The organism is Streptomyces sp. NPDC017202 (assembly GCF_044331705.1).
In the GTDB taxonomy this organism is placed as follows: domain Bacteria; phylum Actinomycetota; class Actinomycetes; order Streptomycetales; family Streptomycetaceae; genus Streptomyces.
Genome location: NZ_JBIRNP010000024.1, coordinates 71,406 through 87,105, shown reverse-complemented (window position 1 = coordinate 87,105; position 15,700 = coordinate 71,406). Strand labels below are relative to the sequence as shown.

Below are 15,700 nucleotides of genomic sequence, written 5' to 3'. Positions count from 1 at the left end.
TGATCGGATGCGCGCGTTCCGAGAGGCGGTCGAGGCCGGCGACCTCGACGCGGTGGAGGCCCTGCTCGCCGAGGACGTCGTGTTCACCAGCCCGGTCGTGTTCAAGCCCTACCCCGGCAAGGCGATCACCGCGGCGATCCTGCGCGCGGTGGCGCAGGTCTTCGAGGACTTCCGGTACGAGGGGGAACTCGCCGGGGCGGACGGCCGCGACCACGCGCTGGTCTTCACCGCGCGCGTCGGCGGGCGGGAGCTGAGCGGCTGCGACTTCATCCACGTGGACGAGGACGGGCTCATCGACCGGCTGACGGTGATGGTGCGGCCCCTGTCGGGCGCCCGGGCGCTGGCCGAGGCGATGGGGGCGCGGTTCGAACAGATCGCCAAGGAGGCCGAGGCGCGCACCCGCTGAACGCACCGGTGGCCGGCACGCGGGGCGAACCCCGTGCGCCGGCCACCGCGCGTCCCGCGCGTCAGTCCTTGATCTGGTCCAGCGTGGTCTTCGAGTCCGCCTTCAGCCAGTCGGTCACCTGCTCGAGCGACGGCGGGTCCTTGTCCTCGTCGTAGGAGGAGAGGTAGGTGCTGTAGCTCATCGTGTACGTCGTCCAGCCGTCCCGGACGGCGAGCGTGGCGTAGAGCGAGCCGCTGGTGGTGCCGCTGGTGGTGTCCTCGCTGACCAGGTAGGCCTCCTCCCCGATGTTCTCGACGGTCTCCACGTCGTAACCGGGGTACCTCTCCTGGTAGTTCTTCCACATGGCCGTGAACTCCGGCCCCGGATCGGTCTCCTTGTGCAGGTCCACCTGGGTGGAGAGGTAGGCGTCGGCGTAGCTCGACCCGGTCTTCTTCAGGTTGATGCTGCAGTAGCTCTCTTCGAGGGCGGTGTCCTTGAGGGAGTTGTGCGTCGGTGTGCCGTCGTTGTCCGGGTACTCAGTCTCGAAGGAGGAGTAGTCGGTGCTGGAGCAGAGGTTCGCCGGCGCCGTGTAGCCGCGCAGGTCCGCGTCGGCGCCCTTCCCGCCGGTCAGGAAGACACCCGCCGCCCAGGCCGCCGAGGCGACGACCGCGCCCACGGCCACCCACAGCACCGCCCGCCCCGCCCCGCCGCCACCGGACGGCGGTGGCGGAACGGTCGGATACGGACCCTGCTGACCGTACGGATAACCGGCCGCCGGCTGCCCCGGTCCCCCGGGCGGGCCCGGCTGACCGACCAGGGTCGGAGTGGCGTAGAAGTTCTGCTGGCCCGGCACGGGCGCGGCCGGCGGCGGGAAACTCCCCGCCGCTCCCGGGCCCGGCGACTGCGGATTCGGATACGGGTACGCGCTCGGAGGAGCCGGCGCCCCGGACGGCTGCTCGGGTTCCTGCGGAGGCGTGGGCGGCGTGGACATGACGTGAAGATAGTGCAGTGCCGGAGGCCAAGTCCCTTGTCGTCCAGGATCGTTATGGTCTGGGGACATCTGGTACCGATCGATGACATCACGGTCCGGACCAAGAGGGGGGAACGCCCCGGGAACAACGGGGGCCGACCCCGTGTTGAGGCGGGTGGAGACACGGTTCTCCTCGCCACGACGGCAGGCGAGTGCTACGCTCCCCCACAGCACCTGTGTACGCCCCCTCCTTTTCGGGGCGCCGGTGCGGTTCCTCTCCCAGATCGCTGTTGCGCCCGCCGGTCCCGGCCGGTGCGCCGGCTCTTCCGCGGAAACCTCGTGAACGGCGGTTCGGCCGCGTCCGAGGTCCTGCTTCCCACCGCCGAAGGCGCGCGTACACCGCCCTCCCCTCGCGGATCCACCCCCTTCCCTCGCATGCCCCGTGCCTTCCGTCCCCGAAAGGACAGACCACCATGACCACCACACTCGAGCACCCCCCTGTCCGGCAGCAGCCCCCCGCCCAGCTCGTCAGCGGCGTCCTCGACGTCGACGGCAGCGGGAAGGGGCAGCTGCGCGCCCGGACCTGCCTGCCCGCCCCCGGCGACGTCCAGGTCCCGGCCGCGCTGATCCGCCGACTCGGCCTGCGCAAGGGCGACTTCGTCGAAGGGACGCGCGACGGCCGGCACACGCTGACCGAGGTGGCGCGCGTCGGCGGACGCACGCCCGACGCCCTGCGCGGCCGCCGTCACTTCCGTGACCTGACGCCCCTGTACCCGCACGAGCGGCTCCGCCTCGAACACCCGGCGGCCGGGCTCGCCGGACGGGTCGTCGACCTGCTCGCGCCCGTCGGCAAGGGCCAGCGCGGGCTGATCGTGGCACCGCCCAAGACCGGCAAGACCGTCCTGATCAAGCAGCTCGCCGCCGCCGTCGCCGGGAACCACCCGGAGGCCCGGCTGATGGTGCTGCTGCTCGACGAACGCCCGGAGGAGGTCACCGACATGCGGCGCTCGGTGAGCGGCGAGGTCTACGCCTCCACGTTCGACCGGACGCCCGGGCAGCACATCGCCCTGGCCGACCTGGTCGTCGAACGGGCCAAGAGGCTCGTCGAGGCGGGCGAGGACGTCGTGATCCTGCTGGACTCCCTGACCCGGCTGTGCCGGGCCCACAACAACGCGGCCGCCCCCGGTGGCCGCACCCTCAGCGGCGGTGTCGACGCCACCGCGCTCATCGGCCCCAAGCGGTTCTTCGGGGCCGCACGGACCGCCGAGGAGGGCGGCTCGCTCACCATCGTCGCCAGCGCGCTGGTGGAAACCGGCTCCCGCGCCGACGACTTCTTCTTCGAGGAGCTCAAGAGCACCGGCAACATGGAGCTGCGCCTCGACCGCGAACCGGCCTCGCGCCGCGTCTTCCCGGCCGTCGACATCACCGCCTCCGGTACCCGCCACGAGGAACTCCTGCTCTCCCCGGCCGAGTTGGCCGCCTCCCACGGTCTGCGCCGCGCCCTGCGGACCCGGGACGGCCAGGCGAACCTGGACACCCTCCTGGAGCGGATGCGCGCCACCCCGGACAACGCGGCGTTCGTCCGCCGCGTCCAGCCGACCCTCCCGGCCGCCTGATCGCCTCGCTCCGCGGGGTCCCGGCGGCATGTGCCGCGGCGGAGGGGGCCGGTACGACGACCGACGACACCGGCCGCGAGGACGCGGTGCGGCGCGCGGCGCGAGCCGCTCGGTGGGACCGGGGCGCCGTCGCATGCGGCATCCGGGTGCACGCGCCGCGATGTGCGGCACGGGCAGCGCGGGGAAACCCCACTTCATTCTTACGTTGCTCGTATGACAATCGGATTCTCCTCTCGGGCTGCTGCCTCGGCCCGCGCACTCTGCGTGACGGGTGTCCTGGTCCTCGGGCCCGCGGCGTCCGCCGCTCCCGTCGGCGCGGACCCCGGCCCGGCGGGCGGAGCACGCGTGACGCCACCGCGGCCCGCCCTGCTGTACCGCTCCGGCACGCAGGTCCGGCCACGCCCGGGAGCACCCGGCGTCCCGGACGTCTCCGCACTGTCGTGGCTGGTGGCCGACGCCGACACCGGCGACGTGCTCGCCGCGTCGGACGCGCACCGCAGGCTGCCTCCCGCGAGCACCCTGAAGACCCTGTTCGCCCTCACGGTGCTGCCGGTCCTGCCCGGCGGCGTCCGGCACCGGGTCACCGAGACCGAGCTGGCCGGGATCGGGGCCGGCAGCAGCCTGGTGGGAGTCGCCGAAGGGCAGTCGTACCAGGTCTCCGACCTGTGGCGGGGAGTGTTCCTCAACTCCGGCAACGACGCCGTGCACGTCCTGGCCGCGCTCAACGGCGGCTGGCGCACCACGGCCGCCCGGATGCAGGACAAGGCCCGCTCGCTGGGCGCCCTGGACACGCGCGTGCTGTCCCCGGACGGGTACGACGCCCCCGGCCAGGTGTCCTCCGCGTACGACCTCGCGGTGTTCGGACGGGCGGGTCTGCGCAACCCGGACTTCGCCCGGTACTGCGCCACCGTCGAGGCCCGGTTCCCGGCGCGCGACGGAGGGACGTACGGCATCGTCAACACCAACCGTCTGCTCAGCGGAGCGGACGGGGTCGAGCCGTACCCCGGGCTGATCGGCATCAAGAACGGCTACACCAGCAACGCGGGCAACACCCTCGTGGCCGCGGCCCGGCGGGGCGACCGGACCCTCGTCGTGACCGTGCTCAACCCCCGGTCCGGCGATGGCCTCGCCGTCTACGAGGAGGCGCGCGAACTGCTCGACTGGGGGTTCGGGGCCGCCGGGCGGGTCGATCCCGTGGGCTCGCTGGACGCCCTGCGGGCGCGGCCGAGGCCGGGACCGGGACCGCAGGCGGCACCTGCGGCCACAACGGCTCCCACGGCCCCCGCGGTCGCCGCGGCCGACGAGGGGTCCGGCTGGTCGAAGGCGGCGGCCATCGCGGGTGCCGCCGCGCTGGGCGGTGCCGCCGTCGCCCTGGTACTGCGGTGGGAGGTCCGCCGCCGCGCGGGGCGTCGACCGGCCGGCGGGGACGGCCCGGGCCGGTGAGCGCTGCCGCTCAGAACACCGACAGGCCCGTCAGCGTCGTGAAACGGTCCAGGGCGGCCACGCCCGCCACCGAGTTCCCGCGTTCGTCCAGGCCCGGACTCCACACGCACAGCGTGCAGCGGCCGGGCACGACCGCGATGATGCCGCCGCCGACCCCGCTCTTGCCGGGCAGACCCACGCGGTAGGCGAAGTCGCCGGCCGCGTCGTAGGTGCCGCAGGTCAGCATGACGGCGTTGACCTGCTTGGCCTGGCTGCGGCTGAGCAGGCGGCTGCCGTCGGCGCAAACGCCGTGCCGGGCGAGGAAGCCGGTGGCCAGCGCGAGGTCGGCGCAGGAGGCGGTGAGGGAACACTGCCGGAAGTACTGGTCGAGGAGGACCGGCACCGGGTTGTCGATGTTGCCGTAGGACGCCATGAAATGGGCGAGGGCGGCGTTGCGGTCGCCGTGCGCGGACTCGGAGGCGGCCACCTCCAGGTCGAAGTCGAGCACCTCGCTGCCGCTCTCGGCCCGCAGGAAGTCCCGCAGTTCGCCCGCCGCGTCCCCGGTACGGGTCTGGAGGCGGTCGGTGACGACGAGCGCGCCCGCGTTGATGAACGGGTTGCGGGGGATGCCGTTCTCGTACTCCAGCTGGACCAGCGAGTTGAAGGGGTTGCCGGAGGGTTCGCGGCCGACGTGCTCCCAGAGTTCGTCCCCCTCGCGGGCCAGGTCGAGGGCGAGGGTGAAGACCTTGGTGATCGACTGCGTCGAGAACGGCTCGCGCCACTCCCCCACCCCGTACACCGTGCCGTCCAGCTCCGCCACGGCCATCCCGAAGCTGCGGGCGTCGCGGGCGGCGAGCGCCGGGATGTAGTCGGCGGGCCGCCCGCGGCCGGGCGTGCGGGCCATCTCCTCGGCGATGCGGTCGAGGACCGGCTGGAACTGCGAGCACATGATCGTCATCATGCCGCACGCCGGTCCCCGGGGCTCCCGGGGCGCCGGGCCGCCCTCGACGTGCCGTCCAATCAGGCATGTCTTGCCCCGGACTCCGCGTGCTGGCCGGGCCGTCGCGGGCCCGCACGCCAGGGTGAAGGCCCACGGTCCTCGTGTGTCGGGGACCGATCGGCCATCGAGCAGACAGGAGCGACGTTGCGTCAGCGGAACGAACGCGCCGCGGCCACCGAGCCGGTGCGACGAGACGACCGGGACGACAGGGTCAGAGCCCGGGCGGTGGCCGGTCCGCCGCGGAGGAGCGCCGCGGTGGGCGTGTGCGCCGCGGCGGTGCTGCTGGCCGGGTGCAGTCTGCCCACCCCGCACGTCCCCGTCCGGGAGAATCCGCAGGGCGGCCGGACCTTCTACCTCAGTCCCCGGGGCGACGACGGCGACGACGGCCGGACCCCGCGGACCGCCTGGCGCACCCTTCGGCATGCCGACACCCAGCGGTTCAAGCCGGGCGACCGGCTGCGGCTGAAGGCGGGCGCCCGGTTCCCGGGCACGCTGAGCATCGGGCAGGGGGACGCCGGCGACCCCCGTAGACCCGTCGTGGTCGAGTCCTACGGGACGGGCCGCGCGATGATCCTGGCGAGCGGCACGCGCGCCATCGAGGTGCACAACACGAGCGGGATCGTCATCCGCGACCTGACGGTCGTCGGCGACGCTGCGGCCTACCGGTCGCAGGACGGCATCGCCTTCGTCAACGACCTGCCCGGTGACCGGAAGCTGCCGTACCTGCGGGTGTCCGGTGTCGAGGCGAGGGGCTTCCGCAACGGCGTCCGGCTGCACGGCGGTCCCGAGGCATCCGGTTTCCGGGACGTGGTGATCAGCGACTGCGCGCTGCACACCAACCAGGACGCGGGCCTGGTCGCGGACGGCCCCGCCTTCGTCACCGGAGCGCCCGCCTACGCGCACGAGGACCTGACCGTGCGGAAGGTGCGGGCGTACGACAACGTCGGGGACCCGCGGGCGTCGGGCCGCAACACCGGCAGCGGCATCATCCTGGGCAGTGTCCGGCGCGGTCTGGTGGAACGCTCCGTCTCCCACGACAACGGCGGGCTGTCCGCGCCGAACGCGCCCGAGGGCCCCGAGGGCATCTGGACGTACGACTCGACGCACATGACGCTCCAGAGGAACGTCTCCTACGGCAACCACACGGGTTCGCAGGTGGACGGCGGCGGGTTCGGCCTGGACAACAACGTCTCCCACTCGCTGGTGCAGTACAACCTGGCCTACGGAAACGACGGCGCGGGCTTCCTCGTGTACTCGGCCGTCCCGAACGCGGCACACACAAGCAACACGCTCCGTTACAACATCAGCCACAACGACAGCCGCAAACTCCAGGACTACGGCGGCATCGTCGCGTTCGGCGCACACGTCACCGGCCTCGCGATCTACCAGAACACGGTGCTGATCACCGCCAACGGCGCGGTCCGCGCGCCCGCGCTGCGGGTCCAGCCCAGTCTCCGCTCCGTCACCGTGCGCAACAACGTGTTCGTGACGGACGGCTCTCCCGTGGTGGCCTCCCAAGGTTCCTTCGCCTCGTCGTACGTGCTGCTCCAGGGCAACGACTACTACAGCTCCACGAGGTGGAACCTGCAGTGGGGCGCCCGCGTCTACACGAACCTGGAGGTCTGGCGCCAGGAGACGGGACAGGAGACGCTGGGCCCGCGGTCCACCGGCACCGACCGCGACCCCTGCCTCGCCCCGGTGCCGCCGGCCACGGCCGGCCCGGGCCTGGACGGCACCGGTCCGGCGCGCGGCGCACTGACCGCCCGGTGCGCCGCCACGCTGACCGGTGCCGCCGTGGACCTGAGGTCCCTGGGCGTCGACCGGGGTGCGGAGGACTACTTCGGGACGCCGCTGAGCGGGTCGCCCGGCGTGGGGGCCGTGCAGTTCGGCCCGACGGCCTGAGGGATCGTCACCCGCAGACCGTCGCCCGGTCCGGGCGGCGGTACGGGGGCGGGACGCCCCAGGGCACGGAGATGCCAGCCGGCCGCCCGCCAGGTCGCCGGGTCCAGGGTGTTGCGGGCGTCGAGCAGGCGCGGCGACCGCACCACCTGTGACAGCCGCACCGGGTCGAGGGCGCGGTACTGGCGCCATTCGGTCAGGTGCAGCACCACGTCGGCGTCCCGGCACACTTCCATGACGTCCGTGCGGTAGGCCGGTCCGGGCAGCGCGGCCCGCGCGTTGTCGAGTCCCTGCGGGTCGTGGACGAAGACGTCGGCGCCCTCGGCGAGGAGTTCCGCGGTGACGGCCAGCGCCGGCGAGTCGCGCACGTCGTCGCTGTCGGGCTTGAAGGTGGCGCCGAGCACCGCGACGCGGCGCCCGGCGAATCCGCCGCCCAGGAGCTGGCGGGCGAGAGCGACGGTCCGCCGGCGCTGCCGGTGGTTGATCCGGTCGATCTGGCGGAGGAAGGACACCGCCTCCCCCACCTCCAGTTCCTCGGCGCGGGCGAGGAAGGCGCGGATGTCCTTGGGCAGGCAGCCACCGCCGAACCCGAGGCCGGCGGACAGGAACCGGCGGCCGATGCGCGCGTCGTGGCCGAGGGCGTCGGCCAGGGTGACCACGTCGGCGCCGGCGGCGTCGCAGACCTCCGCCATGGCGTTGATGAACGAGATCTTCGTCGCCAGGAAGGAGTTGGCGGCGACCTTCACCAGCTCCGCCGTGGCGGGGTCGGTGCTGACGTAGGCGACGCCGGCGCTCAGCATCGACGCGTAGACGTCGCGCAGCAGCCGGTCGGCGCGGGGCGAGGTGACGCCGACGACCAGCCGGTCCGGGCGCAGCGTGTCCTGGACGGCGAATCCCTCGCGCAGGAACTCCGGGTTCCAGGCGACCTCGGCGTCGACACCGGGACGCAGCCGTGCCGCCACCCTGCGGCTCAGCGCCCGGGTGGTGCCCACCGGCACGGTCGACTTGCCGACGACGAGGCTGTCCCGCGTGAGCAGCGGCGCCAGACCGTCGACGACCGCCTCGACGTGGCGCAGGTCGGCGGCGAGGGAGTCGGGGCGCTGCGGGGTGCCGACACAGACGAAGTGCAGGTCGGCGAAGTCGGCCGCCTCCTGGAGGGAGGTGGTGAAGCGCAGGCGCCCGGCCCGGGTGTTCCGGGTGAGGACCTCGGGCAGGCCGGGCTCGAAGAAGGGTGCCCGGCCCGCCGCGAGCGCCTCGATCTTCCTGGTGTCGGTGTCGACACCGAGGACGTCGTGTCCGACGTCCGCCATGCACGCGGCGTGCACGGCGCCGAGGTATCCCGTGCCGATGACGGTCAACCGCATGGAGGTTCTCCTGTCGTGGGACCGCCGGCGCGGCGGTTTCAGCGGGCGTAGCCGTGGGGGTTGAGTTCCTGGAACCGCCAGGCGTCCCGGCACATGGCGGCGAGGTCACGGGTGGTGGTCCAGCCCCAGGCCGCGGCCACCGCGCCGGCGTCGGCGACGAGTTCGGCGACGTCGCCCGGTCTGCGGTCGACGATCCGGCAGGGGACGGGACGGCCGCTCGCCTCGCGGAAGGCGGCGACCAGCTGGAGCACGGAGGTGCCGGTGCCGGTGCCGAGGTTGAACACCCGCATGCCGGTGCGGTCGTCGAGGCGCTCGACGGCGATCCGGTGTCCCTCCGCGACGTCCATGACGTGGATGTAGTCGCGGACTCCGGTGCCGTCGGGCGTGGGGTAGTCGTCCCCGAAGACGTCCAGCCGCTCCCGTCGGCCCACGGCGACCTGCGCGACGTACGGCATGACGTTGTTGGGGACGCCCTGCGGGTCCTCGCCGAGCAGGCCGCCGGGGTGGGCCCCGACCGGGTTGAAGTAGCGCAGGGCCAGCACCTTCATCTCCGCCTGGTGGGCGCAGACGTCCTCGAGGATCCGCTCGCACATCAGCTTGGTGCGCGCGTAGGGGTTGGTGGGCGCCACCGGGCTCAGCTCGGTGAGGGGCACGGTCCGCGCGTCGCCGTAGACGGAGCAGGACGACGAGAAGACCAGCCGGTGGACGCCGTGCTCCCGCATGACGGACAGCAGGGCGCAGGTGCCGCCCACGTTGGTGTCGTAGTACTCGACCGACCGGGCCACCGACTCCCCCACGGCCTTGTGGGCGGCGAAGTGGATGACCGCGTCCACCTGGTGGGAGGCGAACACCCGGTCGAGGGCCTGCCGGTCGCGCACGTCGACCCGGTGGGCGCCGGCGAGCGGGCGTCCCGCCGTCTTGACGATGCGGTCCAGGGCGTGCGGGGAGCTGTTGACGTGGTTGTCCACGACGACGACGTCGTGGCCGTGGGCGAGCAGTTCGACGCAGGTGTGGCTGCCGATGAAGCCGGCGCCGCCGGTCACCAGGATCGTTGCGGGCATCGGTACCTCGTCCTTTCTCGTCCCGGGGGACGGCGGGTGGCGGTGTCAGTCCGTGAGGAAGCCGCGCAGGTAGACGGGGAACAGCAGCAGCGCCCAGGCCGGCGGCACCAGGGCGACGAGGCCCGCGGTCAGCGGCAGGGCCGCGGTCCGCAGCGCCCGGTGCACACCGACGCCGGCCGACCTCGCGGTCTCCCGGATGTGCAGCACGCCGACGGCGAGGGTCACCACCCCGTAGGAGACGGAGCCGAGGAGGCACAGGAACACGTAGCCGACCGCGGGGCCGGTGAGCTCCCCGACCACGGCCGCCCCGGACAGGACGACGGTGATCAGGAGGTAGGGCAGCATCAGTCGCAGGGGCAGCGGCTCCATGCCGTCGCGGACCTTGGGCGTGACCTTGAAGACGACCTTCCTGGGCCGCAGGCGTTGCACCAGGGCGGCGGCGACTCCCCAGGCCACGTACGGCCAGCGGGTCAGCCCGAACAGCCAGCCCTCCCAGCTCAGCAGCGGCGCGTCGACGGGCCGCAGCAGGCCGCGCCGCCGCAGCAGCCGGGTGAGCAGGAGCAGGAAGAACGACATGGCCCAGAAGTGCAGCAGGAAGGCGCCGTAGTGGACGTTGATCCACGGGTGGCCCGTCACGGCGGCGACCGGGGGCAGCAGCAGGCCGGCCGTGGTGGTCAGGGCGAGCAGCGGGTAGTACGAGAGGGCGAAGGCGAACCGGATCCTGAGCCGGCCGGGCATGCGCCGCAGGTGCTCGGGGAGCATGCCGAGGAGCATCACCACCAGGCTCCGCGACCACTGGAACTCCTGGGTCACCATGGCGGCGAAGGTGATCGGCCCGTCGCCGTGCGCCTCCGCGTCGATGGCGAAGGCCCCGTGCCAGCCGGCCGAGTTCAGCAGGAACGTCGTCGAGAAGTCCTCGGCCAGTTCGGGCCCGATCCCGCCGATGTCGCGCAGGGCGCGGGTCCGTACGGCGTAGTGGGAGCCGATGCACAGCGGTGCCAGGCCGTCGGAGTGGCCCAGTTGCATCGGTCCGTGGAACGTGGCCTCGCGGTGCAGCCGCCCGCGGGCCGACCACGAGGCGGGGGCGTTGGCGTCGCAGACGCTGGGAGCGGCCACGTAGCCGACGGCGGGATCGGCGAAGGGCCGGACCATCTCCGTCAGATAGCGGGGGTGGGGCACGTGGTCGACGTCGAGCTGGGCGACCACGTCGTAGTCGGCGTAGCCCCAGTGGTCGTAGAAGTGCGCGAGGTTGCCCTCCTTGCACCGGGTGCGACGCGGCCAGACGTCCCGGTGGTACGACCGGACACCGCGCCGGCAGGACACGCGCACGCCGTGCGCCGCGCACCAGGCCAGGATCTCCCGGGTCGGGTCCTCGTCGCACAGCCACACGTCGTAGGGGTGCGGGAAGTCCTGGCGCAGCATCGCGTCCAGGGTGGTGCGGGCGACCGCCCACGGCTCCGACGGTGCCCTGGTGACCACGAAGGCGGTGCGCAGGCCGGGCACCTCGACGGCGGGGTCGAAGGTGCGCATCCGCACCATGACGACGACGAAGTACAGCGGCAGGACGGACAGGTACAGCAGGAGCGCGCTGTTCACCGCGAATCCCGCCCAGCCGAGCCGGTGCTCCGGACGCAGCCACCACTCCCAGAAGCAGACCAGGGCCGTCCACCAGCACACCGCGAGCAGGGACACCTTCGTCCGGTCGAGGCGCCCCAGCCGGGGCTTCCAGGTTCCGGGCGCCGGTTCGAGCGGTCGGGCCGGTTTGCCGAAGACGGGCCCGTCGGCCGGCATGTCGACGACGTTTCCGGCCGAGAGGGCGTACAGGTGGGCCCTCAGGTCCCCTTCGTCGGTGCCCGGCGGCCGCCGGGCACCGGCCGGGGCGGTGCCGACCGGGGCGGTGCCGGCCGGGGCGGTGCCGGCCGGTCGGCCGTGATCGGTCTGGGTCACGACGCCGCGCCGGCCGCGCCGGCCGGGCGCGACCGCTCGGGGACGACGCCGTCCTGCTGCCCGCCGCGGATCGCCGAGAGCGCGGCGGCGACGTCGTCGGGTCTGGAGGCGAACCACTCCACCGTCCGGCGCAGACCGTCCTCGATGCCGATCTCGGGGCTCCAGCCCAGACGTTCCGACGCCCGGACGATGACCGGCCGGCGGCGGGAGGGGTCGTCGACGGGCAGCGGATGGAACTGGACGTCGGCCTGCGACCCCGTCAGGTCGAGTACGAGTTCCGCGAGTTGCAGAACCGTCAGTTCGACGGGATTCCCCAGATTCACCGGACCGGGTTCGTCGCGGTCGAGCATGGCGGTGATTCCGCGCACCAGATCGTCGACGTAGCAGAAACTCCGGGTCTGCTTTCCGTCTCCGTAGACGGTCAGCGGTTCTCCGGCGAGTGCCTGGACGACGAAACTGGAGACGACCCGTCCGTCGTGCGGACGCATGCGCGGGCCGTACGTGTTGAAGATCCGCATGATTCCCGTGTCGGTTCCGCGGTTCGTCCGGTAGGCCTGGGTCAGCGCCTCCGAGAACCTCTTCGCCTCGTCGTAGACGCTGCGGGGCCCGACGGGGTTCACATGGCCCCAGTACGTCTCGTCCTGGGGGTGCACCTCGGGGTCGCCGTACACCTCGCTCGTGGAGGCGAGGACGAAGCGGGCGTCGTGGCGCGCGGCCAGGCGCAGGGCGTTCTCCGTTCCGCGGCTGCCCACGGCGAGCGTCTCCAGCGGACGGGCGAGGTAGTCGGGGGGCGAGGCGGGGCTGGCCAGATGGGCCACCGCGTCGACCGCGCCCGGTACGTCGACGGACCGGCTGACGTCGCCGCGGACGAGTTCGAAGGCGGGGTCTGCGAGGAAGGAGGAGATGTTGGCGGGATCACCGGTCGAGAAGTCGTCGAGGCAGACGACCTCGTCGCCGCGCCGCAGAAGCGCTTCGCACAGATGCGACCCGAGAAAACCGCCGCCACCTGTCACGGCCACACGCATGCGTTCTCCTGGATTCACCGAGGGATTCCATCGCTCCGCCCGGCGCGTGGTGGGGTGACAGACGTTCAGCAGGGCAGGAGGCGGGCTTTTTTGAAAGACCGCGAATTCAGCATATGAGCGTTATTAGCACTGATCGGAGAGCGGCGAGAGGGGCTGAGCCGATCGGCCGGTAGCGTCCGGGACGCCACGCCGGGCGTGCACGCCGGGGCGCGGCGCCGAGGGGGCCGCGCCGCGCCGGACGGGCTTCATCCGTGGGTGTGACGACAGCCCGCGTGTCGGCCGGGTGCGGAGCGCCCGGCCCCGGGCGCGCGCGGGCTGTCGTTCCTCAGAGCGCCTGCGTGGTGCCGCTGCCGGCGAGTATCTCCGGGCGCAGCAGGGCGGCGAGCCGCTCGGCGGGGAGCAGGCCCTTTTCCAGGACGAGTTCGGCGACGCCGCGGCCGGTGGCGAGGGCCTCCTTGGCGATGTCCGTGGCCGCCGTGTACCCGATGTGCGGGTTGAGGGCGGTGACCAGGCCGATGGAGTTCTCGACGCTCGCGCGCAGCACCTCGGTGTTGGCGGTGATGCCGGACACGCAGCGCTCGGCCAGGGTCAGGCAGGCCGCGCGCAGGTGGGTGATCGACTCGGACAGGGAGTGCAGGATGATCGGCTCGAAGGCGTTGAGCTGGAGCTGTCCGGCCTCGGCGGCCATGGTGATCGTGACGTCGTTGCCGATCACCTCGAAGGCGACCTGGTTGACGACCTCGGGGATCACCGGGTTGACCTTGCCGGGCATGATGGACGAACCGGCCTGCACGGGCGGCAGGTTGATCTCGCCGAGCCCGGCGCGCGGCCCGGAGGACAGCAGGCGCAGGTCGTTGCAGCTCTTGGAGAGCTTGACCGCGATCCGCTTGAGCACGCCGGACATCTGGACGAACGCGCCGCAGTCCTGGGTCGCCTCGACGAGGTTGGCGGCGGTGACGAGCGGCAGGCCGGTGATCCGGGCGAGGTGGCGGCGGGCCGACTCGGCGTAGCCGGCCGGCGCGTTGAGCCCGGTGCCGATGGCGGTGGCGCCGAGGTTGATCTCGTGGATCAGCTCGACGGCCTCGGCGAGGCGGCTGCGGTCCTCGTCGAGCATGACGGCGAAGGTGGAGAACTCCTGTCCGAGGGTCATCGGGACGGCGTCCTGGAGCTGGGTGCGGCCCATCTTCAGGACGTCGCGGAACTCGACGGCCTTGCGGGCGAAGGCGTCCTGGAGGACGGCCATGGCCTTGAGCAGCCCGCGCACCGCGAAGACGGTCGCGACCTTGACGGCGGTCGGGTAGACGTCGTTGGTCGACTGCCCGAGGTTGACGTCCTCGTTGGGGTGCAGGTGCCGGTACTCGCCCTTCGCGTGGCCCAGCAGTTCCAGGGCCCGGTTGGCGACGACCTCGTTGGCGTTCATGTTGGTCGAGGTGCCCGCGCCGCCCTGGACGACGTCCACCACGAACTGGTCGTGCAGCTTCCCGGCGCGGATCTCGCGGCAGGCGGCGACGATCGCGGCGGCCTTCTTTGGGGCCAGCAGCCCCAGTTCCTCGTTGGCGAGGGCGGCGGCCTCCTTGACGGCGGCGAGGGCGTCGATCAGGTGCGGGTAGGCGGAGATCGTGGTGCCGGTGATCGGGAAGTTCTCGGTGGCGCGCAGGGTGTGGATGCCCCAGTACGCGTCGGCGGGGACGTCCCGGTCTCCGAGCAGATCGTGTTCGCGGCGGCTGACGACGACGGTCATGCGGGTGCGGCCTCTTTCTGGAGCGGGAGGGAGGGAGGGAGGGGGAGGGGGGAGGGGGTGACCGGGGACCGTGACCTCGGGCCCCGGAGGCGGCGGTCTTCGGGAGGGCACGACGGTGCGGGGCCGCCGGGGACGGGACGAGGGGCGGCCGTCGGCGCGGACTTTCCCGGCCGGGCCGCCGCCGGCCCCTCCCCCGGCCGGGCCGGCGGTTCACGCACCGCCGGGGGTCACGCGCGGACCGGCGGAGTGACCGGGTCGAAGGCGCGAACCGTGCGGACGCCGCCGACGGGCCGGCCGCCGCCGAGGAGCGGCTCGCCGGCGAAGGGCGTGAGCAGCACGGGGTCGACGCCCGCCCGCGCGAGGGCGGCCGCGGTGACCGGGACGCGGGCCCGGTTCGCGCCGTCGGAGATCTTCACGGCGACGGCCCGGCCGTCGGGGAGCGCGGCGACCTCGACGCCCTCGAAGCCGTCCTTGGCGAGCAGACCGGGAACGGCCCGCATCAGGGCGGCGACGTCCCGGCCGGAACCGGAAGCCATCTCGGGGTGCGCGCGCATCGCGTCCGCCACCCGCGCCTCGGGCGTGCCGGGCACGGCGGTGGCGACGCGGGCGAGGGCACGCGCCAGACCGCTCAGGGAGACGGAGAAGAGCGGCGCGCCGCAGCCGTCGACGGTCACCCGGGCGATCCGCTGACCGGTGAGGTCCTCGACGATCTCGGCGATCGCCTGCTGGAGCGGGTGCCCGGGGTCGAGGTAGCCGTCGAGGGACCAGCCGTTGAGCTTGCAGGTGTACAGCATGGCCGCGTGCTTGCCGGAGCAGTTCTGGGCGAGGCGCGAGGGCGGGCGGCCCTGCCGTGTCCAGGTGTCGCGGACGGCCGGGTCGTACGGCAGGTCCGTGACGTTGCGCAGGTCGTCCTCGGTGACGCCGGCCAGTTCGAGGATGCGCCGGGTGCCGGCGAGGTGACGTTCCTCGCCGGAGTGGCTGGCGGCGGCGAGCGAGAGCAGTTCGCCGTCGAGCGGGAGCCCGGCGCGCACCATGGCGACGGCCTGGACGGGCTTGAGCGCGGAGCGCGGGTAGAAGGCGACCTCGACGTCGCCGAGCTGGAAGGCGACCTCGCCGTCCGTGCCGAGGACGACGACGGAGCCGTAGTGGACGCCCTCGGTCACCTCGCCGCGGACGAGGTGGGCGACGGGGGCGTGGAGGGGTTCGCGGATGACGGGCGCGTCGGCGAGAGGGCTGGTGTACATCACTGCCTGGTCACTGGTGGGTGGTC

Annotated in this window: 12 protein-coding genes; 4 read left to right on the top strand and 8 right to left on the bottom strand. The window is 73.0% G+C overall.

The window, feature by feature from the left end:
• Positions 1-7: 7 nt before the first annotated feature.
• On the top strand, positions 8-406 hold the full coding sequence (locus ACH4N1_RS30845) for a nuclear transport factor 2 family protein (RefSeq protein ID WP_398102663.1): 399 nt from the start codon (positions 8-10) through the stop codon (positions 404-406).
• Between the two features lie 61 nt (positions 407-467).
• Here the strand turns inward: ACH4N1_RS30845 and ACH4N1_RS30840 are convergent, their stop codons facing one another.
• Positions 468-1,376: a hypothetical protein gene (locus tag ACH4N1_RS30840; protein ID WP_398102660.1), complete on the bottom strand. Its 909-nt coding sequence runs from the start codon at positions 1,374-1,376 to the stop codon at positions 468-470.
• A gap of 452 nt (positions 1,377-1,828) precedes the next feature.
• On the opposite strand from ACH4N1_RS30840, the gene rho reads away from it, so the two are divergent.
• Both rho and ACH4N1_RS30830 read left to right on the top strand, forming a co-directional pair.
• The gene (rho, locus tag ACH4N1_RS30835) at positions 1,829-2,971 is read left to right on the top strand and encodes a transcription termination factor Rho (RefSeq protein WP_398102657.1); all 1,143 of its coding nucleotides are present in this window, start codon (positions 1,829-1,831) and stop codon (positions 2,969-2,971) included.
• Positions 2,972-3,184: 213 nt separating this feature from the next.
• Positions 3,185-4,414, top strand: coding sequence for a D-alanyl-D-alanine carboxypeptidase family protein (locus tag ACH4N1_RS30830; protein ID WP_398102654.1), 1,230 nt, complete (start codon positions 3,185-3,187; stop codon positions 4,412-4,414).
• Between the two features lie 10 nt (positions 4,415-4,424).
• Here ACH4N1_RS30830 and ACH4N1_RS30825 read toward each other — a convergent pair whose 3' ends face one another.
• Positions 4,425-5,354, bottom strand: a complete 930-nt coding sequence (locus ACH4N1_RS30825; protein WP_398102651.1) for a glutaminase — start codon at positions 5,352-5,354, stop codon at positions 4,425-4,427.
• A gap of 294 nt (positions 5,355-5,648) precedes the next feature.
• On the opposite strand from ACH4N1_RS30825, the gene ACH4N1_RS30820 reads away from it, so the two are divergent.
• A complete protein-coding gene (locus ACH4N1_RS30820) occupies positions 5,649-7,295 on the top strand; it encodes a right-handed parallel beta-helix repeat-containing protein (RefSeq protein ID WP_398102648.1) in 1,647 nt (548 codons plus the stop codon).
• Here ACH4N1_RS30820 and ACH4N1_RS30815 read toward each other — a convergent pair.
• From ACH4N1_RS30815 to ACH4N1_RS30790, 6 genes are all read right to left on the bottom strand, one after another.
• Positions 7,229-8,656: a UDP-glucose dehydrogenase family protein gene (locus tag ACH4N1_RS30815; protein ID WP_398102645.1), complete on the bottom strand. Its 1,428-nt coding sequence runs from the start codon at positions 8,654-8,656 to the stop codon at positions 7,229-7,231. The genes ACH4N1_RS30820 and ACH4N1_RS30815 overlap by 67 nt on opposite strands.
• A 38-nt stretch (positions 8,657-8,694) precedes the next feature.
• Positions 8,695-9,717: a UDP-glucose 4-epimerase GalE gene (gene galE, locus ACH4N1_RS30810; protein WP_398102642.1), complete on the bottom strand. Its 1,023-nt coding sequence runs from the start codon at positions 9,715-9,717 to the stop codon at positions 8,695-8,697.
• A gap of 45 nt (positions 9,718-9,762) precedes the next feature.
• Complete coding sequence (locus ACH4N1_RS30805) at positions 9,763-11,664, bottom strand: glycosyltransferase (protein WP_398102639.1); 1,902 nt, start codon at positions 11,662-11,664, stop codon at positions 9,763-9,765.
• Positions 11,661-12,689: a UDP-glucuronic acid decarboxylase family protein gene (locus ACH4N1_RS30800; protein ID WP_398102636.1), complete on the bottom strand. Its 1,029-nt coding sequence runs from the start codon at positions 12,687-12,689 to the stop codon at positions 11,661-11,663. The genes ACH4N1_RS30805 and ACH4N1_RS30800 overlap by 4 nt, the downstream gene beginning before the upstream one ends.
• A gap of 325 nt (positions 12,690-13,014) precedes the next feature.
• Positions 13,015-14,430: an aspartate ammonia-lyase gene (gene aspA / locus ACH4N1_RS30795; protein ID WP_398102633.1), complete on the bottom strand. Its 1,416-nt coding sequence runs from the start codon at positions 14,428-14,430 to the stop codon at positions 13,015-13,017.
• Between the two features lie 227 nt (positions 14,431-14,657).
• Positions 14,658-15,674, bottom strand: coding sequence for an asparaginase (locus ACH4N1_RS30790; RefSeq protein ID WP_398102630.1), 1,017 nt, complete (start codon positions 15,672-15,674; stop codon positions 14,658-14,660).
• Between the last annotated feature and the right edge of the window lie 26 nt (positions 15,675-15,700).

What these genes read in the sequence shown, in the direction of transcription:
- ACH4N1_RS30845 (WP_398102663.1), top strand. Translation starts at nt 8, where the DNA reads ATGCGCGCGTTCCGAGAGGCGGTCGAGGCCGGCGACCTCGACGCGGTG.
- ACH4N1_RS30840 (WP_398102660.1), bottom strand. Translation starts at nt 1,376, where the DNA reads ATGTCCACGCCGCCCACGCCTCCGCAGGAACCCGAGCAGCCGTCCGGG.
- rho (WP_398102657.1), top strand. Translation starts at nt 1,829, where the DNA reads ATGACCACCACACTCGAGCACCCCCCTGTCCGGCAGCAGCCCCCCGCC.
- ACH4N1_RS30830 (WP_398102654.1), top strand. Translation starts at nt 3,185, where the DNA reads ATGACAATCGGATTCTCCTCTCGGGCTGCTGCCTCGGCCCGCGCACTC.
- ACH4N1_RS30825 (WP_398102651.1), bottom strand. Translation starts at nt 5,354, where the DNA reads ATGATGACGATCATGTGCTCGCAGTTCCAGCCGGTCCTCGACCGCATC.
- ACH4N1_RS30815 (WP_398102645.1), bottom strand. Translation starts at nt 8,656, where the DNA reads ATGCGGTTGACCGTCATCGGCACGGGATACCTCGGCGCCGTGCACGCC.
- galE (WP_398102642.1), bottom strand. Translation starts at nt 9,717, where the DNA reads ATGCCCGCAACGATCCTGGTGACCGGCGGCGCCGGCTTCATCGGCAGC.
- ACH4N1_RS30800 (WP_398102636.1), bottom strand. Translation starts at nt 12,689, where the DNA reads ATGCGTGTGGCCGTGACAGGTGGCGGCGGTTTTCTCGGGTCGCATCTG.
- aspA (WP_398102633.1), bottom strand. Translation starts at nt 14,430, where the DNA reads ATGACCGTCGTCGTCAGCCGCCGCGAACACGATCTGCTCGGAGACCGG.
- ACH4N1_RS30790 (WP_398102630.1), bottom strand. Translation starts at nt 15,674, where the DNA reads ATGTACACCAGCCCTCTCGCCGACGCGCCCGTCATCCGCGAACCCCTC.